The sequence below is a fragment of the Streptomyces sp. NPDC057565 genome (genome assembly GCF_042801455.1).
GTDB classification, from domain to species: Bacteria; Actinomycetota; Actinomycetes; order Streptomycetales; family Streptomycetaceae; genus Streptomyces; species Streptomyces yanii.
Genome location: NZ_JBHVFU010000016.1, coordinates 87748 through 107357 on the forward strand (window position 1 = coordinate 87748; position 19610 = coordinate 107357).

Sequence of the window (19610 nt, forward strand, 5' to 3'; positions counted from 1 at the left end):
TACCCTGGCTGTTATGAGCACTCTTGAGCCCGAGCGCGGGGCAGGTACGGGGACCCTCGTAGAGCCGACGCCGCAGGTGTCGAGCGGCGACGGCGACCACGAGCGCTACGCCCATTACGTCCAGAAGGACAAGATCATGGCGAGTGCCCTGGAGGGCACCCCCGTGGTCGCACTGTGCGGAAAGGTCTGGGTGCCGGGGCGCGACCCCAAGAAGTATCCGGTCTGTCCCATGTGCAAGGAGATCTACGAGTCCATGGGCGCCGGTGGCGACAAGGACAAGGGCAAGGGCGGCAAGGACAAGAAGTAGCCCGTCCGCAGACCGTTCGCCAGAACCCCCGGAGTGCGCTGATGCGCGCCCCGGGGGTTCTGCGTGCAGCCGTCGTCCCGGGTGCGTGGCGCGGGCTGTACCGGCGCCCACGCGCGGCACGGTTGAGCCGACGGGCCCGGTCGAGGTGTCGTCAAGGCGGTGACGGGAGTTGGCGAGGCGGCGTTCGGTGGCTTTGGCCCGGATCGCGCCCCGTCGGCGATCCCAGGTACTGATCCACATGCTGATCCACCGGAGGTGACGACCGCTCCGCATGCCGTGGCTGGAGCGCAGCTTGCCCCGGGCCTGCGTTGGGGTCACCCACCTGCAGTACGACATCCCGCCACCACCCGACGAACTCCGCAACACCCAGGATCCCCGGACCGGTCGATCCACTGCGGCATACCCTCGACGGCGATGGCCATCCCCTTGCTGGTCTTCCTCGTACTCGTACAGCGACGCCCGGTCCCGGAACCGGGCGGAGCGGTTAAGGACTGACGTCATGGACATCGAGGGTCTGATTCCGGCGCCGCTGCGCGCCACGAACGCCACGGCCGGCTTCGTTCTCGATCAGGACACTGTTGTCGTTGCGCAACCGGGCACGGAGCGCATCGCACGCCACCTGTGCGGCACCCTCGCCGCCGCGACCGGGCTGCCGCTGGCGCAGGCCAAGGCCGACGACGGGAACGCGATCCGCCTGCGGACCGACCCCGAGGTGGCCGCGGAGCTGGGTCCCGAGGGGTACCGGCTGTCCGTGGACGGCGACGGCGTCACCGTGCTGGGCGGCGGCGCGGCCGGAGTCCACTGGGGTACGCAGACCCTGCGCCAACTCCTGGGCCCCGACGCCTACCGGCGGGCCCCCATGGACCCGGAGCGTCAGTGGCGCGTCCCGGGCTGCACCGTCGAGGACCGCCCCCGGTTCTCCTGGCGCGGCCTGATGCTCGATGTCTCACGGCACTTCCTGCCCAAGGACGACATCCTGCGCTACCTCGACCTCCTCGCCGCCCACAAGCTGAACGTCTTCCACTTCCACCTCACCGACGACCAGGGCTGGCGGGTGGAGATCAAGCGCTTCCCGAAGCTCACCGAGATCGGTTCCTGGCGCACCCGTACCAAGCACGGACACCGGGCGTCGGAGCTGTGGGACGAGACCCCGTACGGCGGTCACTACACGCAGGACGACATCCGCGAGATCGTCGCGTACGCCGCCGAGCGGCATATCCGTGTCGTCCCCGAGATCGACATCCCGGGCCACTCGCAGGCTGCCATCAGCGCCTACCCGGAACTGGGCAACACCGACGTCATCGACACCGCCGCCCTCTCCGTCTGGGACACCTGGGGCGTCACTCCGAACGTGCTCGCCCCCACCGACCACACCCTCCGCTTCTACGAGGGCGTCTTCGAGGAGATCCTCGATCTCTTCCCGGCCGCCACCTCGCCGTTCATCCACGTCGGCGGCGACGAATGTCCCAAGGACCAGTGGAAGGCGTCCCCGGCCGCCCAGGCCCGGATCAAGGAACTCGGCCTGGCCGACGAGGAGGAGCTGCAGTCCTGGTTCATCAGGCACTTCGACAGCTGGCTCACCGCGCGCGGCCGCCGCCTCATCGGCTGGGACGAGATCCTCGAAGGCGGCCTCGCGGACGGCGCGGCGGTGTCGTCGTGGCGCGGGTACGCGGGTGGCATCGCCGCCGCCGAGGCCGGGCACGACGTCGTGATGTGCCCGGAGCAGCAGGTCTATCTGGACCACCGTCAGCACGGAGGCCCCGACGAGCCGATGCCCATCGGGTACGTACGCACCCTGGAGGACGTCTACCGCTTCGAACCCGTACCGCCGGGCCTGACCGACGAGGCGACCCGTCACATCCTGGGCACCCAGGCCAACGTGTGGACCGAGGTCATACAGAACCGGTCCCGCGTCGACTACCAGGCCTTTCCGCGGCTCGCGGCGTTCGCGGAGGTCGCCTGGTCGGCGCTGCCCGCCTCCGCCGACCGGGACTTCGCCGACTTCGAGCGCCGGATGACCGCGCACTACGCCCGACTTGACGCGCTCGGCGTCGATTACCGCCCGCCGGGCGGCCCGTTGCCGTGGCAGAAGCGCCCCGGCGTCCTCGGACGTCCGATCGAGGGGGCGCCCCCGAACGTGTGATCCCGCTCGCGGACCGGGCCGGGCCACCGCGGTTCCTGGGACCGTGGTGGCCGGAAGCGCTCTTGCCGACCCTGCCGGAACCGCGCTTCCCCGGAAGGGAATATGTCGTACAAGGCTTACCGAAGAGTGGCAATTCACACCCTGTGCATAAGGGGCGCGAAAAGGGAGCATCCCCCAGGTCAGGGGCGAATGCGCCCTTCGCGGACCCTCGCGTCGGTCCGATCGGAAGATGTGCCAGAGTTGCCACGTCCGGGCTTTGAGCACGTACCGTACGGCGAAACAAGCGGGACGCCGGGACACCGGGAAGGGGCAGCTGGGTTGACCACTCACGCACCGCAGGCGACGCAGACGGTGACTCTGCCCGCCTCGCTCGACGAGGCCGTGGCGGCACTCGGCGCCATGCCCGCCGCCGTTCCCGTGGCCGGCGGCACGGACCTGATGTCGGCCGTCAACAAGGGGCTGCTGCGCCCCTCCGGACTCGTCGGCCTCGGCCGCATCAGCGAGCTCCGCGGCTGGCACTACCAGGACGGTCACGCCCTGCTCGGCGCCGGACTCACCCACGCACGCATGGGCCGGCCCGACTTCGCCGCACTGATCCCCGCCCTGGCCGCGGCCGCGCGCGCCGCGGGCCCGCCCCAGATCCGTAACGCCGGGACGCTCGGCGGCAACATCGCCAGCGCGGCCCCGACCGGCGACGCCCTTCCCGTGCTCGCAGCCCTGGAGGCGGAGCTCGTCATCGCGGGTCCCGACGGCGCCCGCCGCGAGATCCCCGTCTCGCACCTGCTGGCCGGCCGGGAGATGCTCGAACCCGCGGAGCTGATCGGCTTCGTCCGCGTACCGCTGCTGCACGCCCCCCAGGTCTTCTTCAAGGCGACCGGCCGCACCGGCCCCGGCCGCGCCACCGCTTCCGTCGCGATCGTCCTCGACCCGGCCCGGCGCGGGGTGCGCTGCGCGGTCGGCGCCATCGCGCCGATGCCGTTGCGTCCGCTGGAGGCCGAGCACTGGATCGCCTCGCTGATCGACTGGGACGGCGAACGGGGCCTGGCGCCCGACGCGCTGGCCGCCTTCGGTGAGTACGTCGCCGCCGCCTGCATCCCGGACCAGCCGCCGCTCGCCGACGGGGAAGAGGCACCACCGCTGCCCCCCGCCGTACTGCATCTGCGGCGCACGGTCGCCGCACTCGCCCGACGCGCGCTGGGAAGGGCACTGTCGTGAGCAACAGCAACGCCGACAACAGGAACAACGAGGGCCCCGCCGACGAGCACGGCGGCTGGCAGCCGACCGCGCAGGGCGGCGAGTACGACGCCGAGGCGACCGCCTTCGTCCAGCTGCCCCCGGAGGACCTGGCGAACATCCCGCTGGCCGCTCCCGGCCAGGGCTATGTACCGCCGATGATCGTGCCGCTGACCCCCGCGGCCGGGCTCGACCCGGCGGCGACGGGCAGTTGGGTCGTGCAGACGCAGAGCACGCAGGACCAGGAGACGGAGCAGCAGGCGACGGGCGCGGTGCACTGGCCGGACCCGAACGAACAGCAGCACCAACAGCTTCCGGAGTACCCGCAGCACGAGGAGTACCCGCAGCAGGGCGAGACGTCGGCCTCGACCGGCCAGTGGAACTTCGCCGAGGCGACGGCCGCCGAAGCCTCAGGCCACACCGGCCAGTGGACGATCCCGGTTGCCGATGGCGACCTGCCGGAGGAGTCCGGCGAGTTCGCGGCCTCGGCGCTGGCGTCCCAGTGGTACGCGGAAGGGACGCCACCGGCCACGCTGCCGGGTGGCGCGCCCGCGCCGTGGGCGACGCAGCCGGAGGCTCCCGAGGTTTCCGGGACGGCCGCGGAGGGCACGGCGGACACCCCGGCGTCGGGCACGGACCTCACGCAGGTCCCGGCCCAGGACGCCACCGCGTCGGAAACGGCCGAGGCGCTGACGGAGCCCGTGGCCGACACCACGGCCACTCCCGAGCAGGCCCTCCCCACCGACCCCCCTCACGACACCACCTTCGACGCTCCCCTCGACACCCCCAGCGAGCACCCGTCCGCCTCCTACGTCCTGCATGTGAACGGCGCCGACCGCCCCGTCACGGACGCCTGGATCGGCGAGTCCCTGCTCTATGTGCTCCGTGAGCGACTCGGCCTCGCCGGAGCCAAGGACGGCTGCTCGCAGGGCGAGTGCGGTGCCTGCAACGTCCAGGTCGACGGCCGCCTCGTCGCTTCCTGCCTGGTCCCCGCGGCCACCGCGGAGGGCAGCGAGGTCCGTACGGTCGAGGGCCTGGCCGTCGACGGCGAGCCGTCCGACGTGCAGCGTGCCCTGGCCGACTGCGGCGCCGTCCAGTGCGGCTTCTGCATCCCCGGCATGGCCATGACCATCCACGACCTGCTGGAGGGCAACCACGCCCCCAGCGAACTGGAGACCCGCCAGGCGCTCTGCGGCAACCTCTGCCGCTGCTCCGGCTACCGCGGCGTCCTGGACGCCGTGAACAACGTCATAGCGGGCCGCGAGGCGAGCGCCGAGGCGGTCACGGAGCCCGGCGCCGCCACCGCGGATGCGCATTCCACCGAGCCCCGCATCCCGCACCAGGCGGCGCCCGGTGCCGGTAGTGTCCAGCCCCATCTGCAGGACGGAGGCATGGCGTGAGCAACGACGCAGCCACCGCCACCCACACGGCGCTCACCATTCCGCCGGTGGACGGCCCCGGCGCCGAGCCGCCCGGGTTCGGCATCGGCGCCTCACTGCCGCCCGCCGACGCCCGTGCCAAGACCGAGGGCACGTTCCCGTACGCGGCCGACCTCTGGGCCGAGGGACTGCTCTGGGCGGCCGTGCTCCGTTCCCCGCACCCGCACGCCCGCATCCTGTCCATCGACACCACGGGCGCCGCGGAGATGCCCGGCGTACGTGCGGTCGTCACCCACGAGGACGTCCCCGGCGACGGGGCGTACGGACGCGGGGTCGTCGACCGTCCCGTCTTCGCCTCCGAACTGGTCCGCCACCACGGCGAACCGATCGCCGCGGTCGCCGCCGACCACCCCGACACGGCCCGCCTCGCCGCAGCGGCGATCGTCGTCGAGTACGACGTCCTCGAACCGGTCACCGACCCGGAGAAGGCGTTCGCCGCGGAGCCCCTGCACCCCGACGGCAACCTCATCCGCCACATCCCGCTGCGCTACGGCGACCCGGACATCACGGGCGACGTCATCGTCGAGGGCCTGTACCGCATAGGCCGCCAGGACCCCGCCCCGATCGGCGCCGAGGCCGGCCTCGCCGTGCCGCGCCCCGACGGCGGTGTGGAGATCTACACCGCCTCCACCGACCCGCACACCGACCGCGACCTCGCCGCCGCCTGCTTCGGTCTCGAACCGGACCGGGTGAAGATCGTCGTCACCGGCGTTCCCGGCGCGACCGGCGACCGCGAGGACCCGGGCTTCCAGCTCCCGCTCGGCCTGCTCGCCCTGCGTACCGGCTGCCCGGTCAAACTGGCCGCCACCCGCGAGGAGTCCTTCCTCGGCCACGCCCACCGCCACCCGACGCTGCTCCGCTACCGCCACCACGCGGACGCAGAAGGCAGGCTGGTCAAGGTCGAGGCGCAGATCCTCCTCGACGCGGGCGCGTACGCCGACGCCTCGTCCGAGTCCCTGGCCGCCGCGGTCGCGTTCGCCTGCGGTCCGTACGTCGTCCCGCACGCCTTCATCGAGGGCTGGGCGGTCCGTACCAACAACCCGCCGTCCGGCCATGTGCGCGGCGAGGGCGCCATGCAGGTCTGCGCGGCGTACGAGGGCCAGATGGACAAGCTGGCCGCCAAACTCGGCATCGACCCGGCCGAACTCCGCCTCCGCAACTCGCTCTCCACCGGCGACATTCTCCCGACCGGCCAGACAGTGACGTGCCCCGCCCCCGTGGCCGAACTGCTTCGTGCGGTACGGGACGTCCCGCTCCCCGCGCTCCCCAAGGACTCCCCGGAGGACGACTGGCTGCTCCCCGGTGGCCCGGAGGGCGCAGGCGAACCCGGTGCCGTACGCCGCGGCGTCGGCTACGCACTCGGCATGGTCCACATGCTCGGAGCCGAAGGTGCGGACGAGGTCTCCACCGCCACGGTCCGGGTCCACAACGGTGTCGCCACGGTCATCTGCGCCGCGGTCGAAACCGGCCAGGGCTTCAGCACCCTGGCCCGCCAGGTCGTCCAGGAGACCCTGGGCATCGAAGAGGTCCACGTGGCCGCGGTCGACACCGACCAGCCCCCGGCGGGCCCGTCCACACACGGCCGCCACACCTGGGTCTCCGCCGGAGCGGTGGAACGCGCCGCCAAGATGGTCCGCACCCAGCTCCTTCAGCCCCTGGCCCACAAATTCGGCATGTCCACCGAGCTGCTCCAGATCACGGACGGCAAGATCACCTCGTACGACGGGGTGCTGTCCACGACGGTCACGGAGGCGATGGACGGCAAGGAACTCTGGGCCACCGCCCAGTGCCGCCCCCACCCGACCGAGCCGCTCGACGAGTCCGGCCAGGGCGACGCGTTCGTCGGTCTCGCCTTCTGCGCGATCCGCGCGGTTGTGGACGTCGACATCGAACTCGGGTGGATCCGTGTGGTCGAGATGGCTGTGGCCCAGGACGTGGGCCGGGTCCTCAACCCGTCCCAACTGGCGACCCGTATCGAAGCAGGCATCACCCAGGGCATCGGCGCGGCCCTGTCGGAGAACCTCCGTACGACCCGCGGTGTGATCCGCCACCCCGACCTCACGGGTTACGCCCTGCCTACCTCGCTTGACGCCCCCGACATTCGCATTGTCAAACTTGTCGAAGAACGAGACGTAGTGGCCCCCTTCGGCGCCAAGCCGGCCTCGGCGGTCCCGGTGGTCACGTCCCCGGCAGCGGTGGCCGCGGCAGTCCGTGCGGCAACGGGCCGTCCGATAAACCGCCTCCCGATCAGGCCGCAGGCGGCGGTGGCAACCACCAACTCCTAGGCGTAGAACCGACGGCGTGAACTCGGTTGCATGTGCAACGACGGGATGAACGGTGCCGGTGGTGCTGACTACAGTGGTGCGCACGCTGTAATCAGCCGCATACGGGGGAGTGTTCAGTGCTGCCGAGCGACCCTGGGGGATCGACGGACGCGCCAGGAGTGTCGTTCGGGTCGGTTTTCGACTTCGCGCAGAACGCGGTCGGTGAACTGGTCACCGAGCTCTCGTCGTTCACCGAGTTCCGCGACCGGATCGATGAGCTCCTGAAGGACCTCAAGGGCTCGCCGGCCGATGCCAGGAAGCTCGGCGAGGACCGGATGTCGCGCGCCCAGTTCGGCGGCGAGAAGGGCCGGTGGGCCGAGGCGGACGCCCTGCACCACACGTACGAGACGGTGATCACGGAGCTGGAGCAGCTGTCCGGACTGCTGTCGGACTCCATAGAGGGAATGGGCATCGCGGTCCTCGCGTCGCACAAGGGTTACGAGCACGTCGACCTGGACGTCCGCGAACGCATGCTCGCGATCAAGAGCAGCATGCAGGAACACTATGGCGGCGAGTACGCCCCAGGAATGGCTGCTGCGAAGCAGAACGACGAATGTCCGACGGCTGAGAAGCCCGCGCCCGACGAGAGCGCCGGGACCGCCTGATGGCGACGTCGATGATCGACAGGGCATGGGGACAGGGAGAGCGACGGTATGGGTCAGACGGGGAGCGGCTCGGGTACGTCGTTCGAGAACATGTCCCACGAGCGGATGCTGGAGTGGCTGGACCAGGCGAACAGCGGAGCGGTGCAGGGGGCGGCGGACAAGTTGCGCCATGCGTCGGAGGAGATCCGCAAGATCGCGGAGGACCTGAAGATCCGTCCGCAATGGGTCGAGTGGAAGGGCACAGGAGCTGATGCCTTCCGCACCTGGAGCGCAGACCTGGCCAACGCGACGCTGCGCCTGGGCGCCTACAGCGAAGGTGCGTCGAAATGGCTGGCCGAGGCATCCGGAGCCATCGCCTTGGCTCAGGCATCGATCCCCCGCACGGGGCCGGGCGACCAGGCCGCCCTGGACGCGGCCAGGGCGGTAAGCAAGGACTCGGGCGCTTCGGCAGCGGACAAGGAGGCTGCGGCGGCGTTGTTGTCGACGAAGGAGAGGGACCGGCAGGAGGCGGCTGCGCAGATGCGGAGGCTGGCGCAGACGTACTCGTTCTCGTCTTCGCAGATGGACGCGTTGGAGAAGCCGGTCTTTCCGCCGCCGCCACAGGCGATCTCGCCGGAGGACACCAGGTCAGTCGGCAGACATTCAGAGGACGTGCTGCCTGGTGCCAGCCCAGGCGGAAGCAGCGGACAGGTATCCGGCAGTGGCGCACCAGCTTCAGAAGCTCACATCAGCGGTGCCGGGTTGGGGAGCAGCCCCTCGGCAGAACGCATCGCAAGCCCCGTAACAACCAGCCCGGCTGGCATGGGGATTGACGGTCTGGCAACCCTGCCGGACGCTCCAGGACAGTCCATCGTTGGCCCCTCGGGTCCGTCGACGGCGGCAAAGTCGGAGGGGGGTGCCACGCAGCCAGGAAGCACGCTTACTCATGCGGTTGGTCGAGGTTGGGCCGTCCCCTCGAGTCAGATCGGTGATGGACGAGGCGGTGGGATGCGTACGCCGTCCCTGCGAAGTCCGACGGGGCCAGCACCCGGTTCCATCCCACAACTGCCTCGCGAAAGTGGAATCACTGGGGGCAAACCTGTTCCGCAGGCCCCGGGGCGTCCGACGGGGAGTTTGCCTCGCAGCACAGTCGTCGGTGGAGAAGGTGTGCACGGACGTGCGCCCCTGGGGCATGGCGGGGGATTGCCCGGGACCAGTGGCCAAGGTGGCATTACCGGGGGCCGCCGCTTGGCCGGGGAGACCGGCGGCATCGTCGGCGGTCGGCCCCAGCAGCCGGGGCGTTCCAGTGGGCGTCCGTTCACACTGGGAGGCTCCGGTTTGGTTCGCGGAGCAGGCGTGACCGGAAGAACCGGGACTGCTACCCCGGGCTCACGGTCTGAAGCGGCGCGGCGGGATGAGAGTGGTGGGCGGCCGGATTACCTCACCGAGGATGAAGAAACCTGGCAGCAAGGCAGCCGACGAGTAGTGCCCCCACTTATCGACTGATACACAAAGAACGGCAAGAGGGAAGCAGATGCCTACCAGCAGTATCCGCGTTGGTCGTAGCTGGGCCGCCCTATCGGTGATCATAGGGATACTGTCGGCAGCTTTTGCGACAACGCCTGCATATGCCGATTCCGCTCGGTCGCTTCAGTGGTACCTCGATGTAATGAAAGCCGGGGGGATGTGGGAGACCAGCACGGGGGAAAACGTCATTGTTGCAGTGATCGACTCCGGTGTCGATTCTTCGAACCCCGACCTTGTTGGGCAAGTGCTCAAAGGGAAGGATATGTCACCCGACTCTCCGGGGGATGAGCGCACGGACTACGAGGGTCACGGAACGGGGATGGCCGGACTGATTGCCGGAACAGGCAAGTCCGGTGGCGGGAACGGCGCTTTCGGCCTAGCTCCTGGAGCCAAGATCCTTCCAATCAGGATGAGAGACGATGCTGGACGCGTCAATGGCGCCACCGGTGATGCGAACTTTAATCGGGACTTGCCCATTGCTATTCGCTATGCAGCGGATCACGGGGCAAAGGTCATCAATATCTCCTTGGCGTACGGCACGGGTTCGCAACAGGTTTCAGATTCGGTGAAATATGTCCTTGAGAAGGGGGCGCTTATCTTTGCCGGAGTTGGGAATGGTGGCGATGAAGGCAACCGGGTCCAGTACCCGGCCGGCACTCCTGGAATTGTCGGCGTGGGAGCTGTCGATAAGAGCCTCCACAAGGCTGAGTGGTCTCAGTACGGACCGCAGGTAGATCTTTCGGCGCCCGGTGTCGACATGGTTCACGCCTGCGGTGGAAAGACCGGGCTCTGCAAGACCAGCGGAACCAGCGACGCGACCGCCCTCGCCTCCGCCTCCGCCGCCCTGATCTGGTCCAAGCACCCGGACTGGACGAACAATCAGGTTCTGCGCGTCATGCTCAATACCGCCGGTGGTCCGACCAGTGGTGCCAAGCGCTCCGACTACATCGGATACGGCATTGTCCGCCCGCGGATCGCCCTGAAGACTCCCGGCAACCCCGGCCCCGCCGACGTATACCCGCTCCCCGACCTCGCGGCCGCTGAGTCCCCCGCTCCCTCCGCCAAGCCCTCCAAGGCAACGCGGGGTTCGGAGGACAACGACAAGCCAGCCGCTGTGGCACCGGCTGACGACAAGAGCAACACCGGTCTCTGGATCGGACTCGGCGCAGCCGCCCTCATCGGTGCAGCGGTTGCCGTCCCGGCCGTACGCTCCCGCCGCCGCAAGTCGGTCACGGGTGCAACCCCGCACCCGTACCAGCAAGCCCAGCCTCAGCATCAGCCCGCACCGCCGGCCTTCGGCCCCCCTCCCACCGCTCCTCGCGGCTCCAACTCGCCCCACGAGGGCCATTCGTACGGTGAAGGGCCGACCGGCTGAGCCCATGCTCGAGCGAAGGCGATGAGGCCTGGCATCAGTCGTCGTCGTGCTCGCTCCCGAGCCGCGGGCCGTTGCCGAGCGGGAGGCGGGGCGGGGCAAGAGCGGTTACGGGGCCGGGTTCACGGCGGAGAACGCTGTCAGGACACCGTGGCCCGCGCCCCGGACCCGGGAAAGCCGCCCGCCCCGGAACTTCCCCGGGGCGGGCGGCTTCGTCTGCGAGGCCGTGACCGGATTCGAACCGGTGTAACTCGAGTTGCAGTCGAGCCCCTGAACCACTCGGGCACACGGCCGTGTGCTGGTGCTTCGTGCTGATGTGTCGACCGTAGGGGCCACGGGAGACGGGCTCAAGGGTGCGGGCCGCGCTGCAATGCGACTGCCATACCGCGTTCATGCTCGGCGCCCGGTCCTACGACCAAGGGACGAGTGCGCGACCGCCTCACGACAGGGCCGAAAGCGGATCTTGACCCTTACTCTTGGGTCCATGACCGCCCTCGAACCGCGTGACGCCGATGTCTCGCCCCGTGCTGTGGACGCTCCCGTCGTCGCCGAGTCCGAAGGGGTGCTGGGCCGGACCTATCGGGCGCTCAGCATCGGCATTGTCTCCGTCGTCTTCCTGATCGCCTTCGAGGCGACCGCCGTCGGGACCGCGATGCCGGTCGCCGCCCGCGAGCTGCACGGCATTCCGCTCTACGCGTTCGCGTTCTCCGCGTACTTCACCACCAGCCTCTTCGCCATGGTGCTCTCCGGGCAGTGGGCGGACCGGCGCGGGCCGCTGACGCCGCTCGCCACCGGGATCGGTGCCTTCGGCGCCGGTCTGCTGCTGTCGGGGACGGCGGCCGGCATGTGGATGTTCATCGCCGGGCGGGCCGTGCAGGGGCTCGGCGGCGGACTGGTGATCGTGGCGTTGTACGTGGTGGTCAGCCGGGCCTATCCGGAGCGGATCCGACCCGCGATCATGGCCGCTTTCGCCGCGAGTTGGGTCGTCCCGTCCGTCGTCGGGCCGCTCGCCTCCGGCAGCGTGACCGAGCATCTGGGCTGGCGCTGGGTCTTCGTCGGGATTCCGGTTCTGGTGGTCTTCCCGCTGGCCCTCGCGCTGCCCGCGATCCGACGCATGGCGTCCGGGCCTGCTGATCCGTCGGCGCCCGTCGAACCGTACGACCGCCGGCGCATCGTTCTGGCGCTCGCCATTTCGGTGGGGGCCGGTCTGCTGCAGTACGCGGGGCAGGAGCGGAACTGGTTTGCGCTGATTCCGGCCGCCGCGGGTGTCGCTCTGCTCGTTCCCGCCGTACGGGGGCTCCTGCCCGTCGGCACCGGGCGCGCGGCGCGCGGGCTGCCGTCGGTGGTGCTGCTGCGCGGGATCGCCGCCGGGTCGTTCATCGCAGCCGAGTCCTTCGTGCCGCTGATGCTGGTGACGCAGCGCGGGCAGTCCCCGACGATGGCCGGGCTGTCGCTCGCCGCCGGGGGCGGGACCTGGGCGCTCGGCTCGTACGTCCAGGCCCGGCCGCGCCTGGAGCCGTACCGGGAGCGGCTGATGGTGGGCGGCATGGTGCTGGTCGTCGCGGCGATCGCGGGCGCACCGTCGGTGCTGATCGCGGGGGTTCCAGTGTGGACGGTGGCGGTCGCCTGGGCCGTCGGGTGCTTCGGCATGGGCATGGTGATCGCTTCGACGAGCGTGCTGCTGCTGAAGCTGTCGCCGCCGGAGGAGGCGGGGGCCAACTCCGCAGCGCTCCAGATCTCCGACGGGCTCTCGAATGTGCTGCTGCTGGCGGCCGGGGGTGCGGCCTTCGCCGCGCTCGGCGGCGGCGCCGTGGGGGCGGTGCACGACTCGGTGGAGGCGGGCGCTGCGGGGGCGCATCCGGGGGCGTTCGCGGTGGTGTTCCTGCCGATGGCGGGGGTGGCACTGGTGGGGGCGTGGGTCGCCGGCCGGGTGCGGGAAAAGGCGTAGTACCGCGTGGTGCCACGCGTGCCGGCTTTTTCGGCCAGGACGCTTCTGCGGGACGTCCGGCAGAAGGCCGCGGCACCGATGGAGTCCCTGGCAGGCAACCACACGCCGGTGGTCGGGTGCAGAAGCGCCCAGGTCGTGTGCCGGACGATGCGCCTGTCAGCGCCGCCCTCGATGCCGACGAGGCCGAGACGTTCGTGCCGGACGTGTGCCGGGGCGCCCTCGGCATGCCCAGCCCCGCCGCGAAACTGCCCCGATTCGCCGCGTGGCCACACCCTGTGAAGAGGGTCTCAACGGGGACGAACCACGGCTCGTTCGTACGGGGTTCCGCTCGTGCCCCCGGTAAGGTGGCCCGGTTGTCGTATCGCGTACGAGCCCTTCCCGGCCCGTACGGGCAGCGCCCCACGTACCCGAGAGCCCCGAACCGGAGACCGTGACTACTACCGCCTCCCACCACCTCTCACCCGCCTATCCCGGCCGCGCTCCCTGGGGCACGGCCGGCAAGCTGCGAGCCTGGCAGCAGGGCGCCATGGAGAAGTACATCCAGGAGCAGCCGCGTGACTTCCTCGCGGTCGCCACGCCCGGCGCAGGGAAGACCACCTTCGCGCTGACCCTCGCGTCGTGGCTGCTGCACCACCACGTCGTGCAGCAGATCACCGTCGTCGCGCCGACCGAGCACCTGAAGAAGCAGTGGGCGGAGGCGGCCGCCCGGATAGGGATCAAGCTCGACCCCGAGTACAGCGCCGGACCTCTGAGCAAGGAGTACCACGGGGTCGCGGTCACGTACGCCGGTGTCGGTGTCCGCCCGATGCTGCACCGCAACCGGTGCGAGCAGCGCAAGACTCTCGTGATCCTGGACGAGATCCACCACGCCGGTGACTCGAAGTCCTGGGGCGAGGCGTGCCAGGAGGCCTTCGACCCGGCAACCCGGCGGCTCGCGCTGACCGGTACGCCGTTCCGGTCCGACACCAACCCGATTCCGTTCGTCGTGTACGAGGAGGGGAACGACGGGATCAGGCGTTCCTCGGCCGACTACACCTACGGCTACGGGAACGCGCTCGCCGACGGCGTCGTCCGCCCCGTGATCTTCCTCAGCTACAGCGGCAACATGCGATGGCGCACCAAGGCCGGTGACGAGATCGCCGCCCGGCTCGGCGAGCCGATGACCAAGGACGCCATCGGGCAGGCCTGGCGGACCGCGCTGTCGCCCACCGGCGACTGGATCCCGAACGTCCTCGCGGCCGCCGACAAGCGGCTGACCGAAGTGCGCAAGGGCATTCCGGACGCGGGCGGGCTCGTGATCGCCACCGACCAGGAGTCCGCGCGCGAGTACGCCAAGATCCTGAAGAAGGTCACCGGCGAGAAGGCGACCGTGGTCCTCTCCGACGAGAAGGCCGCATCGAAGAAGATCGACAAGTTCAGCGAGGACGACTCGCGGTGGATGGTCGCGGTCCGGATGGTGTCGGAGGGCGTCGACGTGCCGCGTCTCGCGGTCGGTGTGTACGCCACCACCATCTCGACCCCGCTCTTCTTCGCCCAGGCCGTCGGACGCTTCGTGCGGTCGCGTCGGCGCGGCGAGACCGCTTCCGTCTTCCTACCGACCATTCCGATGCTCCTCGACTTCGCGAACGAGATGGAGGTCGAGCGGGACCACGTCCTCGACAAGCCCAAGAAGGGCAGTGACGAGGAGAACCCGTTCTCCGAGGAGGACAAGCTCCTCGCCGACGCGGAACGCCTGGAGGACGAGGAGACCGAGGACCAGCTGCCGTTCGAGGCGCTGGAGTCCGACGCGGTCTTCGACCGGGTGCTGTACGACGGCGCCGAGTTCGGCATGCAGGCGCACCCGGGCAGCGAGGAGGAGCAGGACTACCTGGGGATTCCCGGGCTGCTCGAACCCGACCAGGTGCAGTTGCTGCTGCAGAAGCGGCAGACCCGGCAGATCGCGCACAGCAGGCAGAAGCCGGCCGGGGAGGCCGATCTGCTGGAGAAGCCGGCGGAGGCCCGGCCGGTGGTCACGCACAAGCAGCTGCTGGGGCTGCGCAAGCAGCTCAACACGATGGTGTCGGCGTACACGCACCAGAGCGGCAAGCCGCACGGGGTGATCCACACCGAGCTGCGGCGGGTTTGTGGAGGGCCGCCGAGCGCGGAGGCGACGGCGGGGCAGATCCAGCAGCGGATCAAGAAGGTGCAGGAGTGGGCCACCCGGATGAGGTGAGTCCGCTCGTGTCGGATGCCGGCCCGGTACGGGGACAGAGATCCTCGTGCCGGGCCGGTGTCGTCCGTGCGGCCGTCACCGTCGTGGGGCCGAGGGCCGGCGGCTCGCAGACCTCCGACCCGGTGAGGACCGAGGTCGTCGGGCTCGACGGCGCGGGCTGACAGGCCTCACCGTCGACGGCGCGGACACCGTCGCGATCCGGGTCAAGGAGGCCTCGTCGACCGCGGGCCGCGACCGCCGCATTCACCGTCCAGGACGCCGCGTCCGCCCTGGACATCACCGTCCGGGACCCGGCCACGAAGGCGCTACGGGCCTGCGAGGTTCTGATCGACGGAAAAATTATGCGGCATTCGTTCACCGTGAGTTAACGATGGTTCACTTCTGTGCACGGAGCGTCGCAATGGAGTCGGTCGACCTGAACGCGCGTAGATGTTCCGGATCCCGTCGGCGCCGCGCTGACCGGGGCTTATGCTCCTGCGGCACAGCCACTGCTCCACGTGCGCCCGGATTCTGGACGAGGTCTTCCGCTGAGCGGACTGGCTCGCTACTGTCCCCAAAAAAGTGAACGCCCCGTGGCAGCGCCGCCGCGGAGCGCAGCCGGTGCCTTGGCCGCCGGCGGCCTCTCCGTGCGTCGCCGCTGGGACCGGCGACGCAACCTCCGTGAGGGTGCCGCCACTCACCGAAGAGGAGAGGGCGTCGTGACCGCGGAGACCTCCCAGACGCTCGACCGGGGACTACGCGTCCTCAAGCTGCTCGCCGACACCGACCACGGGCTGACCGTCACCGAGTTGTCCAACAAACTCGGCGTCAACCGCACCGTCGTCTACCGTCTGCTGGCCACACTGGAACAACACGCCCTGGTACGCCGTGATCTGGGTGGCCGGGCCAGGGTGGGACTCGGCGTGCTGCGCCTGGGCCGCCAGGTGCATCCGCTGGTACGGGAGGCTGCGCTGCCCGCGCTGCGGTCCCTGGCCGAGGACATCGGAGCCACCGCCCACCTGACGCTGGTCGACGGCAGCGATGCGCTGGCGGTTGCCGTCGTCGAACCGACCTGGACCGACTATCACGTGGCCTACCGGGCCGGCTTCCGTCATCCGCTCGACAAGGGCGCCGCGGGCCGGGCGATCCTGGCCGCACGGGCGAAGCCGGTGTCCGAGACCGCGTTCACGCTCACACACGGCGAGCTGGAAGCGGGCGCGAGCGGCGCGGCGGCTGCCCTGATGGGGGTCACGGGCGTGGAGGGCAGCGTGGGCGTGGTGATGCTGGCGGACGCCGTACCGGAACGGGTCGGACCGCGAGTCGTCGACGCGGCGCGCGAGGTCGCGGACGCGTTGCGGTAGTACCGGGGTCGTCCGGCGGCCGCTTTGTCCTCCGCCGCCGGACGGGCCGGATCGTGCTCGGACGGGCTGGGTCCGTGCTCCGGGCGGGCCTGTCGAACCCGTCCGGAGCCCGAGTGCGAGCCGGTCGGGCCTGCGCACCACCGGCCGGGGGACGGGCCGGCCCCTCCCCGGACCGGCCGGGCGGATGAACCCGGCCAGGTTAGATTGGGCGCGTGCTCACTCGTCTCTCGCGCCCCCGCGCCCTCGCCCTGTGCGCCCTGCCCGTCGTCGCCCTCTTCGGCGTCGCCGCCTTCGCGCCGCTGCCGTTCACCGTGGCGCAGCCGGGCACGACCGCGAACGTACTCGGGGACGTCCACGGCACGCCCGTGATCAGGATCAAGGGCGCGCCGACCCGCCCCACCAGCGGCCAGCTGCGGATGACGACCATCATCGCGACCGGGCCGACCGCCGACGTCGGGATCGGCGACGTGATCGACGGCTGGTTCCGGACCGACCGGGCGGTCCTGCCCCGCGAATCGGTCTACCCGACCGGCGGCTCCGAGAAGGAGATCGAGAAGCACAACCTCGAGGACATGAAGAAGTCGCAGAACTCAGCCGTGGACGCGGCCCTGCGGTACCTCGGCAAGGCGCCCGGATCGGTGGACGTGACCCTGCACCTCGCCGATGTGGGCGGGCCCAGTGCCGGTCTCTTCTTCGCTCTCGGCATCGTCGACAAGCTCGACGGCAACGGCTCCGGCGGTGATCTCACCGGTGGCCGCACCGTTGCCGGCACAGGCACGATCGAGGCGGACGGTACGGTCGGCGCGGTCGGCGGCGTATCGCTGAAGACCCAGGCCGCCCGGCGTGACGGTGCCACTGTCTTCCTCGTACCGAAGGCCGAGTGCAAGGCGGCGGGCGCCGAACTCCCCAAGGGGCTCAAGCTGATCCCGGTCACCACACTGAAGAGCGCGGTGTCCTCGCTCACGGCCCTCGACAAGGGGGCCAAGGTTCCGAGCTGCTGACACAGGGCGAGCCGCACACGCCCCGGGGCCTCTCGTCCGGATCATGCCGGACGGGCGGCGCCGGCCTTCGCCTCCGCACGCTCCTGCGCGGACGGCCGGTCGTCCATCGTGCGCCACACCGGGAAGATCATCGGGCTCACCGTCGCGAGCGTGTAGACCGCGCCCAGCGCCAGGAGCGCACCGTCCGCCCCGATGCTCTCCACCAGCAGCCCCGCCAGCAGCCCGCCCACCGGCATCGCCAGCTCGCAGCCCGCGGTGAGCGCCCCGGACACCCGGCTGCGCAGCTGCTGCGGTACGCGTTCGTACGTCATCGTCGTCAGGATCGGGTTCAGGACCCCGCCCGCGAGGCCACCCAGCAGCATCGTCACCGCGAGCGGCAGCGTCGTGTCCGTCAGCGCGGCAACCACGAACCTCGGTCCGCCGCACAGCACCACGCACACCGTGAACACCGCACGCCGCGAGAACCGGTGTCCCACCGCCCCGTACACCAGCGCGCCCGTCAGCCCGCCCGCCCCGAACAGTGCGGTGAGCAGGCCGAGTTGGGGTGCGCCGCCCAGTTCGCGCTCGGCGTGCACCGGGAGCAGTACGGCGTTCCAGCCCTGATCGGTGCCGTTCATGAAGAGCACCATCACCACGACGGCCAAGAGCAGCCGGTTGGAGAACAAGTAGGCGTATCCCTCGCGCAGTTCGTGGCTGTACGTGCGCAGTGAGGCCGGTGCCGCCGCTTTCCGCGGCTCGGCCGCCCGTACTCCTCGTACGCCTGCCGCGATGAGCAGTGCGGACGCACCGAAGGTCGCCGCGTCCAGCAGCAGTACGGTCTCCGCGCCGACGAGCGCGATCAGCACCCCGGCCAGTGCCGCGCCGGTCATCCTGGCGCCGCGCGAGGTGGCGTCGAAGAGGCTGGCGGCGCGGGTGACCGTGGTCCCGGCATGTTCGGCGAGGTCCGGCAGCAGGACGTAGCGCGCGGTGTTGCCGGGGGTGTGGACGAGCCCGTTCAGTGCCATCAGGGCGCAGAGCATCCAGAATTCGAGCGCCCCGGCGTAGTGGAGCAACGGAATGGCGGCGATGGCGAGTGTGCAGACGGTGTCGGAGGCGACGGAGATCCGCCGCCGTCCGATCCGGTCGATGACGGGCCCGCCGACGACCGCGGAGATGATGATCGGCAGTGTGGCACAGAAGGCGACGACGCCGGCCCGGCCGGCGCTGCCCGTGGTCTGCAGGACGAACCACGGGACCCCGATCAGGGTGAGCGAAGTGCCCGCGGTGGATATGCAGTTGGCCGCGAGAAGTGCGGCGAGCGGCTTGCGGTTCCCCCCGTCCATTGGCTAAACCGCGCGGGGGGAGGGCGCGGAGAGGGCACGCCGGTCCGACAGGACGCGCAGGCCCAGCTCGACCAGTCCCCAGCCCAGCTGTGCCCGCAGGGTCCGGTGCGGTGCCCGCGGTGCCCGGGCCGTGAGCGACATGCGGAACTCGTCGGCCTGCCGACGCAGTTCGGCGCCGTGAAGGTGCTGCAGCATCAGGTGCGTGTCGGGGTGCATGGTGGTTTCCTCTCAGTCGGTGGGGCGCGGGAACACGTGCAGATGGGTGCGGACGACGGCCGAACCTTCGGTGCCTTCGGGGACCCGGTCCCGGTAGCTGTCGATCAGGTCGTGGATCTTCTCGGCCAGCTCCAGTGAGAGCTCCGGGGTGAGTCGCACCTTGAAGTCGCTGACGTCGAAGCCGCGCAGCCACTCCTCGGGCCATTCGTGCATGGTGCCGAGCCAGGTGTTGAGCTCCTGGGTGTGCGTGGTGGCGATCTCGTGCAGGACGACTCCGATGGCGCCGCGCACCTCCGGGTCGGGGTCGCGGAGGTAATCCGCACTGCGGTCGAATGCGGTGCCCTTGTGCACGGCCCGCCACCATCGTTCGCGTCCCTTGCCGAGCGTCGGGTCGTCCTCGACGAAGCCGTGCGCGGCCAGTTGTCGCAGGTGGTAGCTGGTGGCGCCGCTGGACTCGCCGAGCCGGTCGCCGAGCTTCGACGCGGTCGCGGGGCCGAACTCCCGGAGGGCGTTCAGGAGTCGGAGCCGGAGGGGGTGTGCCAGCACGCGCAGGGTGCGGACGTCGACACGGAGGATGCTTGGGTCGAGCGGCTTCTCGCCGTCGGCTTCGTTCGCTGCCATGCCTCGACTGTAGACTTGCAA

16 protein-coding genes and 1 tRNA gene are annotated in these 19610 nt (G+C 70.4%); 12 read left to right on the forward strand and 5 right to left on the reverse strand.

Going from position 1 to position 19610, the window contains the following annotated elements; translation table 11 throughout:
- Positions 1–13: 13 nt before the first annotated feature.
- The 6 genes from ACFU8W_RS26200 to ACFU8W_RS26225 all read left to right on the forward strand — a co-directional run bounded on the left by ACFU8W_RS26200 (position 14) and on the right by ACFU8W_RS26225 (position 8051).
- Positions 14–307, forward strand: a complete 294-nt coding sequence (locus tag ACFU8W_RS26200) for a DUF3039 domain-containing protein (RefSeq protein ID WP_063756076.1) — start codon at positions 14–16, stop codon at positions 305–307.
- Between the two features lie 499 nt (positions 308–806).
- Positions 807–2450: a beta-N-acetylhexosaminidase gene (locus ACFU8W_RS26205; RefSeq protein ID WP_384041716.1), complete on the forward strand. Its 1644-nt coding sequence runs from the start codon at positions 807–809 to the stop codon at positions 2448–2450.
- Positions 2451–2768: 318 nt separating this feature from the next.
- Positions 2769–3665, forward strand: a complete 897-nt coding sequence (locus ACFU8W_RS26210) for an FAD binding domain-containing protein (protein ID WP_384041719.1) — start codon at positions 2769–2771, stop codon at positions 3663–3665.
- The gene (locus ACFU8W_RS26215) at positions 3662–5083 is read left to right on the forward strand and encodes a 2Fe-2S iron-sulfur cluster-binding protein (protein WP_384041722.1); all 1422 of its coding nucleotides are present in this window, start codon (positions 3662–3664) and stop codon (positions 5081–5083) included. The genes ACFU8W_RS26210 and ACFU8W_RS26215 overlap by 4 nt, the downstream gene beginning before the upstream one ends.
- A complete protein-coding gene (locus tag ACFU8W_RS26220; RefSeq protein ID WP_384041725.1) occupies positions 5080–7407 on the forward strand; it encodes a xanthine dehydrogenase family protein molybdopterin-binding subunit in 2328 nt (775 codons plus the stop codon). The genes ACFU8W_RS26215 and ACFU8W_RS26220 overlap by 4 nt, the downstream gene beginning before the upstream one ends.
- A gap of 158 nt (positions 7408–7565) precedes the next feature.
- On the forward strand, positions 7566–8051 hold the full coding sequence (locus ACFU8W_RS26225) for a hypothetical protein (protein ID WP_384041728.1): 486 nt from the start codon (positions 7566–7568) through the stop codon (positions 8049–8051).
- A gap of 362 nt (positions 8052–8413) precedes the next feature.
- Here ACFU8W_RS26225 and ACFU8W_RS26230 read toward each other — a convergent pair whose 3' ends face one another.
- Entirely contained in the window at positions 8414–8674 is a 261-nt protein-coding gene (locus ACFU8W_RS26230) for a hypothetical protein (RefSeq protein WP_384041731.1), read from the reverse strand.
- An 890-nt stretch (positions 8675–9564) separates the two neighbouring features.
- Here ACFU8W_RS26230 and mycP point away from each other — a divergent pair.
- Entirely contained in the window at positions 9565–10932 is a 1368-nt protein-coding gene (mycP, locus tag ACFU8W_RS26235) for a type VII secretion-associated serine protease mycosin (protein WP_384041734.1), read from the forward strand.
- Positions 10933–11150: 218 nt separating this feature from the next.
- Here mycP and ACFU8W_RS26240 read toward each other — a convergent pair.
- Positions 11151–11222, reverse strand: a tRNA-Cys gene (locus ACFU8W_RS26240).
- Between the two features lie 191 nt (positions 11223–11413).
- Here ACFU8W_RS26240 and ACFU8W_RS26245 point away from each other — a divergent pair.
- The 5 genes from ACFU8W_RS26245 (at position 11414) to ACFU8W_RS26265 (ending at position 17430) form a co-directional block, all read left to right on the forward strand.
- Positions 11414–12877 (forward strand): MFS transporter, encoded by a 1464-nt coding sequence (locus ACFU8W_RS26245; RefSeq protein WP_384041737.1) that lies wholly within the window; start codon positions 11414–11416, stop codon positions 12875–12877.
- A 430-nt stretch (positions 12878–13307) separates the two neighbouring features.
- A complete protein-coding gene (locus ACFU8W_RS26250; RefSeq protein WP_384041740.1) occupies positions 13308–15089 on the forward strand; it encodes a DEAD/DEAH box helicase in 1782 nt (593 codons plus the stop codon).
- 8 nt (positions 15090–15097) lie between these two features.
- Positions 15098–15250, forward strand: a complete 153-nt coding sequence (locus ACFU8W_RS26255; protein ID WP_384041743.1) for a hypothetical protein — start codon at positions 15098–15100, stop codon at positions 15248–15250.
- Between the two features lie 537 nt (positions 15251–15787).
- Positions 15788–16429 (forward strand): helix-turn-helix domain-containing protein, encoded by a 642-nt coding sequence (locus tag ACFU8W_RS26260; protein WP_345517851.1) that lies wholly within the window; start codon positions 15788–15790, stop codon positions 16427–16429.
- Between the two features lie 212 nt (positions 16430–16641).
- Positions 16642–17430, forward strand: coding sequence for a S16 family serine protease (locus ACFU8W_RS26265; protein WP_384041746.1), 789 nt, complete (start codon positions 16642–16644; stop codon positions 17428–17430).
- Positions 17431–17471: 41 nt separating this feature from the next.
- Here the strand turns inward: ACFU8W_RS26265 and ACFU8W_RS26270 are convergent, their stop codons facing one another.
- Genes ACFU8W_RS26270 through ACFU8W_RS26280 form a run of 3 tightly spaced genes read right to left on the reverse strand, consistent with a single transcriptional unit; the run spans position 17472 to position 19589 of the window.
- Positions 17472–18752 (reverse strand): MFS transporter, encoded by a 1281-nt coding sequence (locus ACFU8W_RS26270; RefSeq protein WP_384041749.1) that lies wholly within the window; start codon positions 18750–18752, stop codon positions 17472–17474.
- A gap of 3 nt (positions 18753–18755) precedes the next feature.
- Entirely contained in the window at positions 18756–18968 is a 213-nt protein-coding gene (locus ACFU8W_RS26275; protein WP_384041753.1) for a hypothetical protein, read from the reverse strand.
- A 12-nt stretch (positions 18969–18980) separates the two neighbouring features.
- Positions 18981–19589 (reverse strand): helix-turn-helix domain-containing protein, encoded by a 609-nt coding sequence (locus ACFU8W_RS26280; RefSeq protein ID WP_384041756.1) that lies wholly within the window; start codon positions 19587–19589, stop codon positions 18981–18983.
- Positions 19590–19610: the final 21 nt, after the last annotated feature.

What these genes read in the sequence shown, in the direction of transcription:
- ACFU8W_RS26200 (WP_063756076.1), top strand. Translation starts at nt 14, where the DNA reads ATGAGCACTCTTGAGCCCGAGCGCGGGGCAGGTACGGGGACCCTCGTA.
- ACFU8W_RS26205 (WP_384041716.1), top strand. Translation starts at nt 807, where the DNA reads ATGGACATCGAGGGTCTGATTCCGGCGCCGCTGCGCGCCACGAACGCC.
- mycP (WP_384041734.1), top strand. Translation starts at nt 9,565, where the DNA reads ATGCCTACCAGCAGTATCCGCGTTGGTCGTAGCTGGGCCGCCCTATCG.
- ACFU8W_RS26245 (WP_384041737.1), top strand. Translation starts at nt 11,414, where the DNA reads ATGACCGCCCTCGAACCGCGTGACGCCGATGTCTCGCCCCGTGCTGTG.
- ACFU8W_RS26270 (WP_384041749.1), bottom strand. Translation starts at nt 18,752, where the DNA reads ATGGACGGGGGGAACCGCAAGCCGCTCGCCGCACTTCTCGCGGCCAAC.
- ACFU8W_RS26275 (WP_384041753.1), bottom strand. Translation starts at nt 18,968, where the DNA reads ATGCACCCCGACACGCACCTGATGCTGCAGCACCTTCACGGCGCCGAA.
- ACFU8W_RS26280 (WP_384041756.1), bottom strand. Translation starts at nt 19,589, where the DNA reads ATGGCAGCGAACGAAGCCGACGGCGAGAAGCCGCTCGACCCAAGCATC.